This window comes from Stenotrophomonas sp. HMSC10F06 (assembly GCF_001807865.1).
Taxonomy (GTDB): domain Bacteria; phylum Pseudomonadota; class Gammaproteobacteria; order Xanthomonadales; family Xanthomonadaceae; genus Stenotrophomonas; species Stenotrophomonas bentonitica_A.
In genome coordinates, this window is the sequence record NZ_KV791299.1 from 65,278 (window position 1) to 80,999 (window position 15,722).

General features: G+C 68.1%; 13 protein-coding genes. 8 read left to right on the top strand and 5 right to left on the bottom strand.

The features are described 5' to 3' along the window. Window positions 1–101 precede the first annotated feature (101 nt). The 5 genes from HMPREF3113_RS14560 (at window position 102) to mgtE (ending at window position 5,609) form a co-directional block, all read left to right on the top strand. Window positions 102–767: a TetR/AcrR family transcriptional regulator gene (locus HMPREF3113_RS14560; protein WP_070425872.1), complete on the top strand. Its 666-nt coding sequence runs from the start codon at window positions 102–104 to the stop codon at window positions 765–767. Between the two features lie 131 nt (window positions 768–898). Beyond that, window positions 899–1,546 (top strand): protein-L-isoaspartate O-methyltransferase family protein, encoded by a 648-nt coding sequence (locus HMPREF3113_RS14565; protein ID WP_070473604.1) that lies wholly within the window; start codon window positions 899–901, stop codon window positions 1,544–1,546. Between the two features lie 16 nt (window positions 1,547–1,562). Next, window positions 1,563–2,924 (top strand): TolC family outer membrane protein, encoded by a 1,362-nt coding sequence (locus HMPREF3113_RS14570; RefSeq protein WP_019183798.1) that lies wholly within the window; start codon window positions 1,563–1,565, stop codon window positions 2,922–2,924. A 458-nt stretch (window positions 2,925–3,382) separates the two neighbouring features. Then, on the top strand, window positions 3,383–4,051 hold the full coding sequence (locus HMPREF3113_RS14575) for a hypothetical protein (protein ID WP_070473606.1): 669 nt from the start codon (window positions 3,383–3,385) through the stop codon (window positions 4,049–4,051). Between the two features lie 175 nt (window positions 4,052–4,226). Further along, a complete protein-coding gene (mgtE, locus tag HMPREF3113_RS14580; RefSeq protein WP_070473609.1) occupies window positions 4,227–5,609 on the top strand; it encodes a magnesium transporter in 1,383 nt (460 codons plus the stop codon). Between the two features lie 57 nt (window positions 5,610–5,666). On the opposite strand, the gene waaA is transcribed toward mgtE, so the two are convergent. Further along, on the bottom strand, window positions 5,667–6,965 hold the full coding sequence (gene waaA, locus HMPREF3113_RS14585) for a lipid IV(A) 3-deoxy-D-manno-octulosonic acid transferase (RefSeq protein ID WP_019183795.1): 1,299 nt from the start codon (window positions 6,963–6,965) through the stop codon (window positions 5,667–5,669). Window positions 6,966–7,060: 95 nt separating this feature from the next. On the opposite strand from waaA, the gene HMPREF3113_RS14590 reads away from it, so the two are divergent. Then, window positions 7,061–7,981 (top strand): LpxL/LpxP family Kdo(2)-lipid IV(A) lauroyl/palmitoleoyl acyltransferase, encoded by a 921-nt coding sequence (locus HMPREF3113_RS14590; protein ID WP_019183794.1) that lies wholly within the window; start codon window positions 7,061–7,063, stop codon window positions 7,979–7,981. Window positions 7,982–8,072: 91 nt separating this feature from the next. Here the strand turns inward: HMPREF3113_RS14590 and HMPREF3113_RS14595 are convergent, their stop codons facing one another. The 4 genes from HMPREF3113_RS14595 to HMPREF3113_RS14610 all read right to left on the bottom strand — a co-directional run bounded on the left by HMPREF3113_RS14595 (window position 8,073) and on the right by HMPREF3113_RS14610 (window position 11,264). Continuing rightward, window positions 8,073–8,528 (bottom strand): REP-associated tyrosine transposase, encoded by a 456-nt coding sequence (locus HMPREF3113_RS14595; RefSeq protein ID WP_070473612.1) that lies wholly within the window; start codon window positions 8,526–8,528, stop codon window positions 8,073–8,075. Window positions 8,529–8,635: 107 nt separating this feature from the next. Then, the gene (locus HMPREF3113_RS14600; RefSeq protein ID WP_070473613.1) at window positions 8,636–9,958 is read right to left on the bottom strand and encodes an O-antigen ligase family protein; all 1,323 of its coding nucleotides are present in this window, start codon (window positions 9,956–9,958) and stop codon (window positions 8,636–8,638) included. Beyond that, window positions 9,939–11,051: a glycosyltransferase gene (locus tag HMPREF3113_RS14605; RefSeq protein WP_070473615.1), complete on the bottom strand. Its 1,113-nt coding sequence runs from the start codon at window positions 11,049–11,051 to the stop codon at window positions 9,939–9,941. Before HMPREF3113_RS14605 ends, HMPREF3113_RS14600 begins: the two co-directional genes overlap by 20 nt. A 15-nt stretch (window positions 11,052–11,066) precedes the next feature. Continuing rightward, entirely contained in the window at window positions 11,067–11,264 is a 198-nt protein-coding gene (locus tag HMPREF3113_RS14610) for a zinc-finger domain-containing protein (RefSeq protein ID WP_070473617.1), read from the bottom strand. 387 nt (window positions 11,265–11,651) lie between these two features. Between HMPREF3113_RS14610 and HMPREF3113_RS14615 the strand changes: the two genes are divergently transcribed. Then, window positions 11,652–15,008, top strand: a complete 3,357-nt coding sequence (locus HMPREF3113_RS14615) for a GH92 family glycosyl hydrolase (protein ID WP_070473619.1) — start codon at window positions 11,652–11,654, stop codon at window positions 15,006–15,008. Further along, window positions 15,005–15,703: a basic secretory protein-like protein gene (locus tag HMPREF3113_RS14620; protein WP_139146378.1), complete on the top strand. Its 699-nt coding sequence runs from the start codon at window positions 15,005–15,007 to the stop codon at window positions 15,701–15,703. Before HMPREF3113_RS14615 ends, HMPREF3113_RS14620 begins: the two co-directional genes overlap by 4 nt. The last annotated feature ends 19 nt before the right edge of the window (window positions 15,704–15,722 follow it).

Below are 15,722 nucleotides of genomic sequence, written 5' to 3' on the forward strand. Positions count from 1 at the left end.
AACCCGGGAAAAGCCATTGGAAACGCTCTGTTCCAATCGCCTCAATATTGAACCAGTCGGTATAGTATAAATATCGAACCGATTGGTCTAGTATTGATTGGATGACTGATCCGACCTCCTCCAAATCGCCCTCCAAGCCGGTCGCCAAGGCCGCCGGGCCGGGGCGCCCGAAGGATCTGGGCAAGCGCGCGGCCATCCTGGAAGCGGCCAAGTCGCTGTTCGTCGACCAAGGCTACAACGGGGTGAGCATGGACAGCATCGCCGCCCAAGCGGGCGTATCGAAGCTGACCGTTTACAGCCATTTCGGCGACAAAGAGACGCTTTTCACCGAAGCAGTGCAGTCCAAATGCGTCGAGATGCTGCCTGACGAACTGTTCGTCACCGACGTCGAAGGCCCGCTGCGCGACCAGCTGATGGGCATCGGCCACGCCTTCTTCACCCTGATCACCTCCGATGCGGCCGTCGCCGTGCAGCGTGTGATGATGTCGCCGGATACCGATGATCGGATCCGCGAGATGTTCTGGCTGGCCGGCCCGCAGCGGACCACCGATGCGCTGGCCGACTTCCTGCGTGCCCGTACGGCCCGCGGCGAGCTGGAGATCACCGATTTCCCGACCGCCGCCATCCAGTTCCTGACCTTGATCAAGGGCGAGCTGCATACGCATATGATGTGCGGGCTGCGGCCGGCCCCGGCCGAGTGCGATGCCAACGCTCATGTGAGCGCCAGCGTCGACTTTTTCCTGCGGGCGTATGCCCGGCGGCACTAAACTGAATGGACCGGAGGTCGCGGTGACTTCCGGCACTGCGACCCCGGCGCGACGGCAGCGATGCTCTCAGCGCGCCGCCGGCTCCCGGCACCGGTAAAATGGCCGGCCCACTGCGCTGGATATAGAACCTCATGACGATCGATTACTCCCACGCCCGCGAACTGATGGTCGAACAGCAGATCCGCCCCTGGGATGTGCTGGAAATCCGCGTGCTCGATGTACTGGCACGCTTGCCGCGGGAGGCGTTCGTCGCTGAATCGCACCGGGCCCTGGCTTACGCCGATATCGAGCTGCCGCTGGGCAACGGCCAGAAGATGATGAAGCCGGTCATCGAAGGCCGCACCCTGCAGGCGCTGGATCTGCAGCCGGGTGATGAAGTGCTGGAAATCGGCACCGGCAGCGGCTACCTGAGCGCCTGCATGGGCGAGCTGGCCCGCGAAGTGCTGAGCCTGGAGATCGATGCCGAGCTGGCCACCACCGCGCGCGCGCGTCTGGACGCCGCCAGCCTGGGCAACAACGTCCGCATCGAAACCGCCGACGCGCTGAGCTGGGATACCGAGCGCCGCTTCGATGCGATCTGCGTCACCGGCGCGGTGGATGTCATCCCGTCACGTTTCGCCCAGTGGCTGCGTCCGGGCGGTCGACTGTTCGTGATCCGTGGCCGGTCCCCGGTCATGGAAGCGGTGCTGGTCAAGGCGGACGGCACCACTGAATCGCTGTTCGAAACCGATATCGACTACCTGCGCGGTGCCGCCCCGGCACCCCAGTTCCAACTCTGAGTCCAAGGAAGCCGCAATGATCCGCCGATCCCTCGCCCTTGCGCTGGCCGCCGCCCTGCTGCCGATGACCGCCTCTGCCGCCGACCTGCTGCAGGTCTACGAAATGGCGCGCAACGGCGATCCGCAGCTCTCGGCTGCCGAGTCGACCCGCCTGTATGACAAGGAAGGCGCCGTGCAGGCGCGTGCCGCATTGCTGCCGCAGCTCAACGGCGAGGCCTCGCTCAACCGCAGCCGCACCAACCCGAACCATGATCTGACCTCCAGCTCGTTCACCACCAAGAGCCGGAACTACACGATCAACGGCAGCCAGACGGTCTTCAACTTCACCCAGTTCGCCAACCTGCGTTCGCAGCGCGAACTGAGCCGCGCAGCGGATTTCACCCTGGATTCGGCCAACGACGACCTGATCGTGCGCACCTCGGCGGCGTACTTCAACGTGCTGGTGGGCATTGAATCGCTGTCGGCCGCGCAGACCAACGAAGCCGCTGCCAAGAAGCAGTTCGACTTCGCCGACAAGCGCCTGGAAGTGGGCCTGGCCCCGATCACCGACGTGCACGAAGCCCGCGCCCAGTACGACCAGGCGCGCGCCAACACGATCATCGCGCAGAACACCCTGGCCGACGCCTACCAGGCGCTGACCGAACTGACCGGCCAGCCGGTCACCGACCTGCGCGCCCTGCCGGCCGATTTCCGTCCGGAGCTGCCGGCCAAGTACGCCACCATCGATACGCTGGTGAACGAGGCCGTTGCGCAGAATCCGGCGCTGAAGGCGCAGGAACTGAAGGTCAACGCTGCCGAATCCGGCGTCTCGGCCGCCCGCGGCGCGCACTACCCGACCCTGTCGATCGGTGCCACTGCCGGCAAGTCGGCCAGCTGGGGTGATGTGGTCGGCGACAGCGGCAGCTTCAGCCCGGACCGCCGCACCAACAGCGTCGGCCTGACCCTGAACGTGCCGATCTTCTCCGGCGGCGCCACCCAGTCCGGCGTGCGCCAGGCGCTGGCCCAGCGTGACATCGCCCAGGACGGTTACGAGCAGCAGAAGCGTGCCCTGGACCGCAACACCCGCAACGCCTACCAGACCCTGGTGGCGGGCATCAGCGAAGTGGAAGCGCGTCGCCTGGCGGTCGTGTCGGCACAGAGCGCCTATGACGCCTCGCAGGTCGGCCTGGAAGTCGGTACGCGTACCGTGCTGGACGTGATCCAGAACCAGCGCATCCTGTTCTCCGCGCAGCTGGACTACGCCAACGCCCGCTACACCTTCCTGCAGAACCGTCTGCAGCTGGGCCAGGCCGTCGGCACGCTGGACATCGCCGAACTGCAGGACATCAACCGCCTGCTGACGCAGAAGGCGGCCACGCCGAGCACCACCGTCAACTGATCGACGGCGCACGGCGAGAGAAAAAACCACCCGCCTGCGGGTGGTTTTTTTTTGCGTGCAAGGTGGTGATCGCGACATGCCACAGATGCTGCCCATGTGGCGGCCGCCATCGCGACCGCTTCGTGCGATGCCTACCCGCGCACACTCTCCACCGTGAACCGGTCCACAGTCCGGCACGTGCCGTGAAAAAGGGCTTGACCCTCCGGCAGCGGCCGACTAAGGTCCGCCCCGCACCACCTTCCCTTTCCCTCCAGAGGCCCCCTCCTTGGACAGTCATAGTCGATCTCGTTGCTGCTCCTGAGCCGACGGACCCACTGACCCCAAGGTCGGTTCCGTCCGCACAGGACGGGGCCCACCGGCGCAGCTGACACGCTCGCCCGCCTCGCATCATCCGTATCGCCGTTCCACCGACCCCAAGAAGGGTGCCGCTGGCGTTTCCGTTTGCCTGGAGATTGCCCATGCACGTTTCCCGTGTGTTCGCCCTGCCCCTCGTGGCCGTGGCGATGCTTCCGCTCGACACCCGCGCCGCCGCCAGCCTGATGGTGGACGACGCCTCCATCACCGATGCCGGTCGCTGCCAGTTGGAAAGCTGGGGCCGCCATACCGATGCCGGCAACGACTGGACGGCCGTCCCGGCCTGCACGTTCGCCGATACCGAATGGTCGCTCGGCGTCAGCCATCAACACGCCACCTCGACGACGCAGTGGGCCGTGGGCGCCAAGCGGGTACTGCGTGATCTGGATCAGCGCCGCTGGGGCGTGGCGATCAGTGCCGGCCTCGGCAGCGACTGGCACCGCCCGCGCGCCGACGACTGGAGCCTCAATGCACCGCTGACGGTGGTGCTCGGCGCGTCGGATCGCACCCTGCTGCACCTCAACCTGGGCTGGGCACGCACGGTCGATGCACGGGGCCGCACCGATGGCATCGGCGTGGAAATCGTGGCTGCACCGCAGTGGTCACTGCTGGCCGAAACCGCCCGCGATGCGGCGCGCCAGCGCAGCAGCCAGTTCGGCGTGCGCCACGAACTCCGGCGTGGCGCCAGCGTGGATCTGCTCGCGGGACGTGCCCACCACCGGCGCGACGGGCAGTGGATCACGCTCGGCCTCAATCTCGCCGCCGCGCCGTAATGCCGCGCGTGCCGGCTGACCGCACCGACTGATCCTGCCGGCCGCCTGCGCTGCGTACGCGGCGCGCACACACACCCCTGCCTGCCTCGCACGGGCGCACGCCGATGCGTCCCACGCCTGTACCTCATCACTGCGCGTTGTCACCCCACGCGCCGCTTTCTGCTGGAGAACCACCATGAACCGCGAAGACCTCCTGTTCTCGATCCGCACCCTCTCGCTCTCCCTCGACGCCGCTGGCTTTGCCAGCATCGCCGCGACCACCCATCCGTCTGATCTGGTCGATGCGCTCGACGCGCTGAGCGTGGACAGGACGCTGCCGTTGCTGATGACGCTCACGCCACCGGCGCGCGCGGCTCTGTTCGCGCACTTCGCCGAGCTCCGCCAGGATCAACTGCTGGCCGCGATGCCGCGCGAGGCGGTAGTGCAGCTGTTCGAACACATGCCATCGGATGATCGTGCCGATCTGTTCAACCGCCTTGGCGATGACGCCAAGCAGACACTGCTGCCGGCGCTGACCAAGGTGGAACGCGACGACATCCTCAAGATGGCGTCCTATCCCGAGGGCACGGTCGGTTCGGCGACGACGTCCGACTATGTCTGGGTCTCGCCGGAAATGACGGTCGCGCAGGCGCTTTCACACATCCGCGCCACCGCACTGCACAGCGAGACGGTGAACATCCTGTTCGTGCTCGACCACACCCTGCGCCTGCGCGGCACCGTGGCGCTGCGCGATCTGGTCCTGGCCAACGAGAACCGCACGGTCGCCTCGATCATGCATGAGCAGCCGATCGCCGCGAAGGCACATTGGCCGCGACTGCAGGCCGCCGAGCTGATCCGTCGCTACGATCTGCTCGCGCTGCCGGTCACCAACGGCGGAGACCGCATGATCGGCATCGTCACCGTCGACGATGCGATGGACATCGACAAGGAACAGGACGCCTCGCAGCTGGCGCGCTTCGGCGGCACGGTGAGCGCGCACGGCAACGACCTGGACGTTCGCAGCACGCCACTGAAGCAGATGTTCCGCGTGCGGGTGTTCTGGCTGGCGATCCTGACCTGCTTCGGCATCGTCACCAGTACCTTTGTGGCCGCGCAGGAAGAGCTGCTGTCGCAGGTGATCGTGCTGGCCGCCTTCATCGCCCCGATCGTGGACATGGGTGGCAACACCGGCAGCCAGTCGGCCACGCTGGTGATCCGCAGCATGGCACTGGGCGAATTGAAACTGAGCTGGCGCGATGTGGCGTTCGTGATCAAACGCGAACTGCCGGTGGCCGCCGCGCTGGGCATCAGCATCGCCGTGCTGGAAGCGGTCCTGGCCTATTTCAGCAAGGGCGTTGGCATGGACGTGCTGCTGGTGGTGGGCTCGAGCATGCTGGTGTGCACCGCACTGGGCGGCATCATCGGCGCATTGCTGCCGTTCGCCGCACGCCGCATCGGGGCGGATCCGGCCACGCTGTCGGCCCCGATGATCACCTCGGTGATGGACCTGCTCGGCGTGTTCATCTACTTCGGCTTTGCCTACGCCTTCCTGGGCGACCTGCTGGTCGCCGCTGCCTGACGCAGGCGCGGGCCCGGTCGTCGCATCGCGCGATCAGGCCTGCGATCAGGCCTGCAATCAGGCCACCGGCGGCGGCAACTGCGGGGCGATCAGGGCTACGGTGCGCTTCAGTGCGCCGCGCCCGTTGCTCACCAGCGCGCAGCCCGCCCGGGCCATGTCCTCGCGGGCCTGCGGATCGCGCAGCAGGGTCAGCAGTGCATCGCCGACCCCGTTGGCATCCTCGGCAATGACCACCGCACCGGCCTCGCGCATGCGCCGGGAAATCTCGGCGAAGTTGTGCAGGTGCGGGCCAGTGACCGCTGCGGTGCCCATTGCCGCCGGCTCCAGCAGATTGTGCCCCCCGATGGCCTGCAGGCTGCCACCGACGAAGGCCACCTGGGCGCACCCGTAGAACGACATCAACTCGCCAAGCGTATCGATCACGAACACATCGGTATCGGCCTGCGGCCACTGCTGCTGGCGGCGCGTGGCCACCTTCCAGCCCTGCTCGCGGGCCAGCGCTTCCACCCTTGGGAAGCGCTCGGGATGCCGTGGCGCCCACAACAGCAGCAGGCCCGGCACCGCCTCGCGCAGGCGGCGGTGCAGATCGATGGTGGCCTGCTCTTCGCCCTCGTGCGTACTGGCGGCGATCCAGACCGGATGCTGGGCGGGCACCAGCTCATGGAAGCGCGCGATGAAGTCCTGCACGTTCGGCGTGGCGATATCGAATTTCAGATTGCCCAGCGGCTGCACCTGGTCCGGGCGGGCGCCGAGCTGGATGAAGCGCTCGGCATCGTCGGCCGATTGCGCCGCCACACAGGTCACGGTACGCAGCGCGCGGCCGATCAGCGGCCGCAGCAGGCGGTAGCCGCGCAGCGAGCGCGCCGACAACCGCGCGTTGAGGATGTAGACCGGGATCCTGCGGTCGCGGCACCCGAACAGCAGGTTCGGCCACAGCTCGGTTTCCAGGATCAGCGCCAGGCTCGGCTTGAAGTGACCGAGGAAGCGACCGACGCTGCCCGGCACGTCGTAGGGCAGGTACACGTGGTCGACCGCATCGCCCCACAGCGCGCGGACCCGTTCGGAGCCGGTCGGGGTGATGGTGGTGATCACCCAGCGGATGTCCGGACGCAGCGCACGCAAGGCGTTCACCAGTGGCGCTGCGGCGTTCACCTCACCCACCGAGACCGCGTGCAGCCAGACCCGCGGCTGGCCGCTGGAGTGCGGATAGGAGGCATAGCGCTCATCCCAGCGCTGGAAGTACTCGCGCACCCGGAAGCCCCGCCACACCAGGTGGTACACGGTGATCGGCAACAGCAGGTAGAGCACGGCCGAGTACAGGCCGCGCAGGATCCATTCGACAGGGCTTTTACGCATGGGCAAAGGATACGGGAGCGGCGCGGGGAAGACACGCCGCGCCGCCGTGATGGCCCTGCCGGGACGCATCCGGGCGCATCCATTAGAATCGAGGCATGTCCGATAACGCTTCCACCGCCACCCGGCCGTCCCTGCGCAATCCGCGCCACTGGCCGACCTTCGCTTTCATGCTGGTCGCCTTCGCGATCGCCCGCCTGCCGTGGATGCTGCAGCGTGCGCTTGGCCGCGGCGTCGGCACGGTGGCCTACCGGCTGGCCAGCAGCCGCCGGCGCGCCGCCGAGGTCAACCTGAAGCTGTGCTTCCCCGAGAAGGACGACGCCTGGCGCCAGCGCCTGCTGCGCGACAGCTTCGACGCGCTGGGCGTGGGCATCTTTGAATTCGCCCGGGCCTGGTGGGGCAGCATCGACAGCATCCGCCCGCAGGTGCAGATCGAGGGGCTGGAGCACCTGCACCGCATGCAGGCCGAGGGCCGTGGGGTGCTGCTGGTGTCCGGCCACTTCATGACGCTGGAGATGTGTGGCCGCCTGCTGTGCGACCACGTCGAGCTCTCCGGCATGTACCGCAAGCATCGCAACCCGGTGTACGAGTGGGCGGTGAAGTTCGGCCGCCTGCGCTACGCCAAGGCGATGTACGCCAACGAGGACATCCGCGCGACGGTGCGGCATCTGAAGAAGGGCGGCTTCCTCTGGTACGCGCCGGACCAGGACATGCGCGGCAAGGACACGGTGTTCGTGCCGTTCTTCGGCCACACCGCTTCGACCATCACCGCCACGCACCAGCTGGCCCGGATGACCGGCTGCGCGGTGATTCCGTATTTCCACCGTCGCGAAGGCGGCAAGTACTTCCTGAAGATCGGCGCGCCGCTGGAGAATTTCCCCAGCGAGGATGTCGAGGCTGATACTGCGCGCGTCAACCAGGCCATCGAAGCGATGGTGCGCGAGGCCCCGGACCAGTACCTGTGGATCCACCGCCGCTTCAAGCGCCAGCCCGGCGGCCGCAGCGATTATTACCGGTAGAACCACCCCATGGGTGGCTGCCCCCTCGGTAGCGCCACCCCATGAGTGGCTGCAGGGTGCCTGACCGCGAACAGCCACCCATTGGGTGGCTCTACGCTTCCATGGGCCACCGCGACCAGGCGTGCGGGTACTCCCCCAACGCACTGGCCAATCCCGCACGTATCGGGTTGGCGAGGATGTACAGCGCCTGCCGGCGCAAAGATGCCTCATTTCTCACGGCGTGGTCGAAGTACCCGTGCTGCCAGAGCTTTCCCTTTCGCTGCAGACGCTCATTCAACAATCGGCTGCTGCGTGATTTGAACAGCAGCACGCAACGAGCCAAGGTGTCTTGCCGCAGTTGGATCAACCAATGCACATGGTCCGGCATTACCACCCAAGATAACGTGCAGCTGACCCCGCAACGATCCATGTAGCGCAGCGTGTCGATGATTACCTCTGCGTTGAGGGGATCCTCGAACCACTTGCGCCTGTCGTGCGTGGTGGTGGTGAGCGCGTAGCAATACCCTGGATGCGAGTATCGGCCGCGTTGAAGGCGTTGGCTGGCCATCGCACGAGAGTGCGTTGGCCGGGGCATGGAGCCCATCGGTGGATGGCGCGCATGTGCGTCGGCATGTCCCCATACCCGGGCCACAAGCAGCCACGCATGGCGTGGCTCTACCCGTCGTCGCGTGCCAACAGACTGCCGGCATACAGCGCGGCCAACAACAGCGTGAGGCCACCCCAGAAGGTGGAATAGAACGCCAGATGCGTGTTGAGCGGGAACACGGTCACCGCCAGCGCCAGCATCGCCGGGCGTGCGCGCTCACGGGCCTGGGCCGGCGCGAAGCGCCACGCGCGCCACGCCTGTGCGACCGCCGCCAGCCACAGCAGCAGGCCGAGGATGCCGGTTTCAGACAGGATCTCGAGCACGATCTGGTGCGCATGCAGTGCCGGACCCGCGCCCCAGACTTCCTGGGCGGCAGGGTCCGGGTTGCAGGCCGGGTAGGCGTCGCGGAAGCCACGTGCGCCGACGCCGTTGATGGGGTGCGCTTCGATCATGCAGGCAGCTGCCGCCCAGATCTGTGCGCGGCCGGACAGGGCTTGATTGACGCCATCGCTCTCACCCTCCCAGGCCATGGCGGTACGCGCAACGCGGTCACCGACCTGGGGCACGGTCACGGTCAGGACGACCGCTGCCACCGCACCGAAGGCGACGCAGGCCAGCAGCCCGCGCACGCCGATCAGGCGCCAGCCGGAGAACACCAGCACCAGCGCATAGGTCAGCCAGGCCGCGCGCGAACCGGCCAGCACCAGCACCACCCCCACCGCGGCCGCTACCAGCGACCAGCCGAGGATGCCGGCGCGGCGGGAGGCAGCAAACAGCAGGAACGGCGAGAGGCTGGCCAGCACCTGGCCGAACTTGAGATTGCAGGGGCCGAGCACCCCGCTGAGCCGGTCCACCAGCGCCATCTCTTCAGGCGAGCACAGGCCGTGGCCACTGACGGCCCACTTGAGCTGGTCCATCGACCAGAACAACGGACTGCTGCCGATGAGGGCCTGGGCCAATGCATCGGCGGTCCACAAGCCGGTGATCGCGGCCAGGCCGCCCAGGGTCAGCGCGCGCCGCTGCGGGGTGGCCACGGCTATCGCCACCAGCCACATGAAGGGCAGGTAGCGCAGGCCGGCGGCGGTTTTGCGCCACGCGGTGCCGGGGTCGATCGCATCGAAGGCGGACACTGCCTGTGGCAGCCAATAGCCCAGGAACAGAATGCTGGTCAGTGCCCACGCCGGGCTGCTGAGCAGGCGCTGATTGCCCTGCAGCCGCAGCTGCACCATGCGCACTGCCGCATACAGCGCGCCGAGCACCAGCACGCCTTCGGCGATGCCCGGCAACGGCCACAGCGCAACGAACGCGATGACCCACCACGGCGCCCAGCGGCCAGCGCGGGAGGCCGGCGACCCGGGCACGAGGGTCGTCTCAGCCGACGAGGGAGGCATAGAGCTGGAGCGTGTCACGCTGCATCGCCTGCAAGGTAAACGGGATCCGCGACGGCAAGGCCGGCGGCTGCAGCAACAGCTGCTGCGCGCGCGCCAACAGCGCATCGGCGTCGCCCAAGGGTACCGCGCCGGAGGGTTGCAGCTGAGTCAACAACTCGCCCACGCCGCCGTGGTTCCAGCCCAGCACGGGGCGCCCCACCGACAGCGCTTCGACCACGGTGCGGCCGAACGCTTCGGCCTTGTCCGAGAGCTGAAGCACCAGATCGCTGGCCGCATAGGCCTGCGCGATGCGCGAGGTCGGCGCGGTCATCAGCACCGCATCGAACACACCCAGGCTGCGTGCCTGGGCGTCCAGTTCGGCGACATAGGATTCGCGACCCGGCTCGCGCGTGCCCGGCATCCACAGTCTGGCCGGCACGCCGGCAGCATGCAGCCCGGCCAGCAGGGTCAGGGCGTGGCGATGCCCTTTCAGGCGGGTGCCGCGGCCCGGCAGCAACAGCAGCGGCGCATCGCCGGCCAGCGCCGGATGCTGCCCGGCCACCGCCAGGCGCGCGCGCCTGTCCTGGCGGCCCACGCGCGGGAACTGCGCGACATCGACACCGCGGGGGATCACCTGCAGCCGCTCGGCCGGGACCCTGGGGTAATGCGTCTGCACGAACTCGCGCACGCTGTTGGACACGCAGATCACGCGCTCGCCGCTGGTCATCACCGCGCTGTAGCGGCCCGGGGAATTGAGACCGTGCACGGTGGTGACCCAATGTGGGCGGGTCGCGGCCGGCAGATTGCGTACCGCGTACAGGCCCAGCCATGCCGGCAGCCGCGAGCGCGCGTGCACGATGTCCGCGCCCACCTCGTTGAAGAGATTGCGCAGGGTCAGCACGTGACGCAGGGTCAACAGCGATTTGCGGCCGATATCCAGGGTCAGGTGTTCGGCGCCACTGGCCAGCAGCGGCTCGACCAGGCGCCCACCGGCGGACACGACGATCGCCCGGTGGCCGGCGGCAACCAGGGCGGAGGCGATCTCAAGGGTGGAACGTTCGACCCCGCCGGAGTGCAGCGCCGGCAGCAGCTGCACCACGGTCAGTCGGCGCACAGTGTTGTCCGCGGATCAGTCGGCGAGCACGAACACGGCGCCGCAGTACGGGCACGCGGCCTCGCGGTTGGGCTCGTCTTCGATCGGCAGGTATACGCGCGGGTGCGAGTTCCACAGCGCCATTTCCGGCGTCGGGCAGCTCAGCGGCAGGTCGCTGCGGTGCACGGTGTAACGCTTCTCGGCGTTGGCGGGCGCAGTGGCGGTATGGCTCATGGCGTGGACACACAAAGGGGGTTGCGAGACCGTGGATTCTAGCATCTGGTGGCCGCGTCAGGCCGCAGGGGCCCTGCGGGTGCCTGGCGCCGCCGCTGGTGGCCCGGCGACGCATCACCGGTCCTTTTAAATCGATCCAAATTGCTTGTCAACAATTCGATATGAAACGGATTTGCCGGATTTAGATCGAACTAATTGCACTTGTCAGGGCCAGTTCCGGTGATGCAGGATCGACCGGTACCGATCATCGACCCGATCGCCTGCCCGCCCCCACCGGACATGCATCGCCTCTTTACCTGCCGTCTGCCGATGGCTGGGGCGACGCCGTCCGCCGTGGCCATCGATGCGGGTCCTGCCTGCCGCCTGCCCTTCCCGGGAGACCCTTGCATGACCCTGTCCGACCTGCGCCCCGCCCGCCGCGCCCTTCCCCTCGCCCTGGCCCTGGCCTGCGCATCCATCGCGTTGCCGGCGGCCGCGCAGGGCCTGCAGACCTCCTTCGAGCCGGGCCAGCCGGCCCCGGCCGCGGCGGCCGGCGAGGGCGCCCTGCAGGTCCGGATCGGCAATGGCCCCGCCGCGCCCTACGCGGCCAAGCCCGGCGTCGGTTACAGCGGCCTGCATGCGCTGCATTACGCCAGCACCGGCGGCCAGGCGCGCCGCCAGCTCTTCAAAACCGATCTGACCATCGACGCCGACACCACCCTGTCCTGGCTGGTGCTGCCCGAGATCGTCGGCAAGGACACCGTGGCCTCGACCTACGTCTCGCTTGACCTGGTCCTGGACGACGGCACGCGCGTTTCGGCCAGTGCCGCGCGCGATCACCATGGCGTGGCGCTGGGCGCGCGTGCGCAGGGCGATTCGAAGACGCTGTACCCGCAGCAGTGGGCGCGCAAAGCCGTGCGCCTGGGCGACACCCCGGCCCTGCGCGGGCGGCGCGTGGTCGCACTGGAGCTGGAGGTCGCCAGCGCCGACGGCGCCCCGGTCGCCGGTTGGATCGACGACGTCCGCCTGCAGGCGCAGCCGCGCAGCACGCCGCAGCGTCCCTCGGACTGGGTGCTGACCACCCGCGGCACGCAGGCCAACGGCACCTTCTCGCGCGGCAACAATTTCCCGGCCACCGCCGTGCCGCATGGCTTCAACTTCTGGACGCCGGTGACCGATGCCGGCTCGCTGACCTGGCTGTACCGCTGGAACGAACAGAACGACGCGGCCAACCGGCCGCGCCTGCAGGCGCTGGCACTGAGCCACCAGCCCAGCCCGTGGATGGGCGACCGCCAGACCTTCCAGGTGATGCCGTCGGCCACGCGCGGGGTGCCCGACGCCGATCGCAGCAAGCGCGCGCTCACCTTCTCGCGCGAGAACGAACAGGCCCGTCCGTACCGCTATGACGTGCGCTTCGACAACGGCATCGCCGCATCGATCGCGCCAACCGACCACGCCGCGGTGTTCCGCTTCGTATTCCCGGAAGGGGGCGATGCCAACCTGCTGTTCGACAATGTCGATGCCCGCGGCGGGCTGACCCTGGATGCGGCGACCCAGACGCTCTCCGGCTACACCGACACCCGCAGCGGCCTGTCCACCGGCGCCACCCGCATGTATGTGGTGGCCAGCTTCGACCGGCCGTGGCGCAGCAGCGGCACCGTGGAGACCGGCCGCCCGACCGGCTACATCAAGTTCGATGCCGGTGCCGACCGCCGCGTCTCGATGCGCATCGCCACCTCACTGATCTCGGTCGAGCAGGCGCGCCACAACCTCGCGCTGGAGCTGTCGGCCGCTGACGATGTCGACCGCGTGGCCGCACGCGCGCAGGATGCCTGGGACCAGCGCCTGGCCCGCTTCGACGTGGGCGACGCCACCGACGACCAGAAGACCACGCTGTATTCCAATCTGTACCGCCTTTACCTCTATCCCAACTCCGGGCACGAGAACGCCGGTACCGCGGCGGCACCTGACTGGCGCTACGCCAGCCAGGCCAGTGCCTCGGATGAGAACACCGACGGCAGCGCCACGCGCAGCTTCGCGCCGGTGCGCGACGGCAAGGTCTACGTCAACAACGGCTTCTGGGACACCTTCCGCACCACCTGGCCGGCGTATGCGCTGTTCACCAAGGACGATGCCGGTGCGCTGGTGCAGGGCTTCCTGGAGCAGTACCGCGCCGGCGGCTGGGTTGCCCGCTGGTCCTCGCCCGGCTATGCCGACCTGATGGTGGGCACCAGTTCGGACGTGGCCTTCGCCGATGCGTGGCTGAAGGGGATCGGCGGTTTCGACGCGCAGGAGGCCTATGCCGCCGCGCTGAAGAATGCGACCGTGGTTCCGCCGGACCGCCATGTCGGGCGCAAGGGCATGGACCGTTCCACCTTCCGCGGCTACGCCACCGCCGATGTGCATGAAGGCATGTCGTGGACGATGGAAGGCGCGCTCAACGATTTCGGCGTGGCCAACATGGCCGAGGCCCTGGCCAAACAGGCCGATACACCGGCCGCCCGCGAACGCTATGCCACTGAAGCCGATTATTTCCGTCACCGCGCTGGCACCTACGCCACGCTGTTCGATCCGGCCGCGGGCTTCTTCCAGGGGCGCAAACCGGATGGCAGCTGGCGGCTGGATGCCAAGGACTACGACCCGCGCGTGTGGGGCCATGACTACACCGAATCCAACGGCTGGACCTTCGCCTTCACCGCCGCGCACGACGGCGAAGGGCTGGCCGCGCTGTACGGTGGCCGCGAGCAGCTGGCGGCCAAGCTGGACACGTTCTTCGCCACCCCGGAAACCGCCGATGCCGCGTTTTCCGGTTCCTACGGCGGCACCATCCATGAAATGACCGAGGCGCGCGATGTGCGCATGGGCATGTACGCGCACAGCAACCAGCCGGCGCACCACATCCCGTGGATGTACCTGTATGCCGGGCAGCCGTGGAAGACCCAGCAGCATGTGCGTGAGATCCTGTCGCGCCTGTACCTGGGCAGTGAGATCGGCCAGGGCTACCCGGGCGATGAGGACAACGGCGAGACCTCGGCGTGGTACCTGTTCGCGTCGCTGGGCATCTATCCGCTGCGCATGGGCGCGCCGGAGTACGTGATCGGTTCGCCGCTGTTCCGCCACGCCCGTGTCGAGCTGCAGGGCGGCGCGGTGCTGACCGTCAACGCGCCGGAGAACTCGGCCACCAACATCTACGTGCAGTCGTTGAAGGTGAACGGCACGCCGTGGACCAGGACCTGGCTGCCGCACGAGCTGCTGGCCAAGGGCGCCACGCTGGACTTCGTCATGGGCCCGGAACCCTCGCGCTGGGGCACCGGCCCGGATGATGCACCGCGCTCGCTCACCGCGCGCGGCCAGCAGCCGGCCCTGCTGCATGATCTGCTGGGCGGGGGGGCCACCGCCCAGCTCGGCGATGGCCGCGCGGCGGAGGCCCTGATCGATGACGATGCGGCCACGGCACTGCCGTTGGGCGGCTCGAGCACGATCACCTTCAGCAACGTCGCCGCGGGCACGCCGTCGATGTACACGCTGACCAGCGGCAATGGCCCCATCCGCGGCGGTGAATGGACGCTGGAAGCGCGCACCACCGGTGATCGCTGGGTGCAGGTCGACCAGCGCCGCGGCGAAGCCTTCGCTTGGGCGATGCAGACCCGACCGTTCCGCATCGCCCAGCCGGGCCGCTACGCCGAGTACCGGCTGCGCATCGGTGCACCGGGTCGCCTGCAGCTGGCGGAAGTCGAACTGCTCGCACCGGCGGCGGCGCGATGAGCACTGCCCTACCGATCACCCGCTGCCTGCTGACCGCCCTGCTCGTCAGCGCCGGGCTCGCCGATGCGCACGCATTCGAGACCACGCAGACCCGCGAGGACGTGACCCTGCACTACCGCGACGCCAGCGATGCGCTGGCCGCGCCGGTCCGGGAGCGCATCATCGAGACCTTCTTCGGCGCGTATCTGCGCGAGCGCGCCGATTTCCATCCAGCCGCACCGACGCAGGTCGGCATCGTGATCGACCCGGCTTACGACGGCATCGCCTTTGTCGGCGAGAAGGCGCAGGCGGCGACGATCACGATCAATCCGGCCTGGCTGGCCAAGCACCCGGGCGACATCGATCTGGTCACCCATGAAGCCATGCATATCGTGCAGGGCTACCCGGAGTACGCCAATGCGCGCGTGCCGGGCTGGCTGGTGGAAGGCATCGCCGATTACGCCCGCGACCGCTACGGCAAGGACAATGCCGGGGCCGGCTGGGCGTTGCCCACGCAGGTCAAGCCGGAGCAGAACTTCGATACCGGCTACCGGGTGACCGGTGCGTTTCTCGCCTGGAGCGAGGCGCAGCATCCCGGGCTGGTGAAGGCGCTCGATGGCGCCCTGCGCGAGGGGCGCTACACGCCGGCGTTGTGGGAAACGCTCAGTGGCGTGGCGTTGCCGGCGTTGTGGGAACAGTACGTGCGGGCACGCTGATTGCTCCGGGTGCCCGATC

What these genes read in the sequence shown, in the direction of transcription:
- HMPREF3113_RS14560 (WP_070425872.1), top strand. Translation starts at nt 102, where the DNA reads ATGACTGATCCGACCTCCTCCAAATCGCCCTCCAAGCCGGTCGCCAAG.
- HMPREF3113_RS14565 (WP_070473604.1), top strand. Translation starts at nt 899, where the DNA reads ATGACGATCGATTACTCCCACGCCCGCGAACTGATGGTCGAACAGCAG.
- HMPREF3113_RS14570 (WP_019183798.1), top strand. Translation starts at nt 1,563, where the DNA reads ATGATCCGCCGATCCCTCGCCCTTGCGCTGGCCGCCGCCCTGCTGCCG.
- HMPREF3113_RS14575 (WP_070473606.1), top strand. Translation starts at nt 3,383, where the DNA reads ATGCACGTTTCCCGTGTGTTCGCCCTGCCCCTCGTGGCCGTGGCGATG.
- mgtE (WP_070473609.1), top strand. Translation starts at nt 4,227, where the DNA reads ATGAACCGCGAAGACCTCCTGTTCTCGATCCGCACCCTCTCGCTCTCC.
- waaA (WP_019183795.1), bottom strand. Translation starts at nt 6,965, where the DNA reads ATGCGTAAAAGCCCTGTCGAATGGATCCTGCGCGGCCTGTACTCGGCC.
- HMPREF3113_RS14590 (WP_019183794.1), top strand. Translation starts at nt 7,061, where the DNA reads ATGTCCGATAACGCTTCCACCGCCACCCGGCCGTCCCTGCGCAATCCG.
- HMPREF3113_RS14595 (WP_070473612.1), bottom strand. Translation starts at nt 8,528, where the DNA reads ATGGCCAGCCAACGCCTTCAACGCGGCCGATACTCGCATCCAGGGTAT.
- HMPREF3113_RS14600 (WP_070473613.1), bottom strand. Translation starts at nt 9,958, where the DNA reads ATGCCTCCCTCGTCGGCTGAGACGACCCTCGTGCCCGGGTCGCCGGCC.
- HMPREF3113_RS14610 (WP_070473617.1), bottom strand. Translation starts at nt 11,264, where the DNA reads ATGAGCCATACCGCCACTGCGCCCGCCAACGCCGAGAAGCGTTACACC.
- HMPREF3113_RS14615 (WP_070473619.1), top strand. Translation starts at nt 11,652, where the DNA reads ATGACCCTGTCCGACCTGCGCCCCGCCCGCCGCGCCCTTCCCCTCGCC.
- HMPREF3113_RS14620 (WP_139146378.1), top strand. Translation starts at nt 15,005, where the DNA reads ATGAGCACTGCCCTACCGATCACCCGCTGCCTGCTGACCGCCCTGCTC.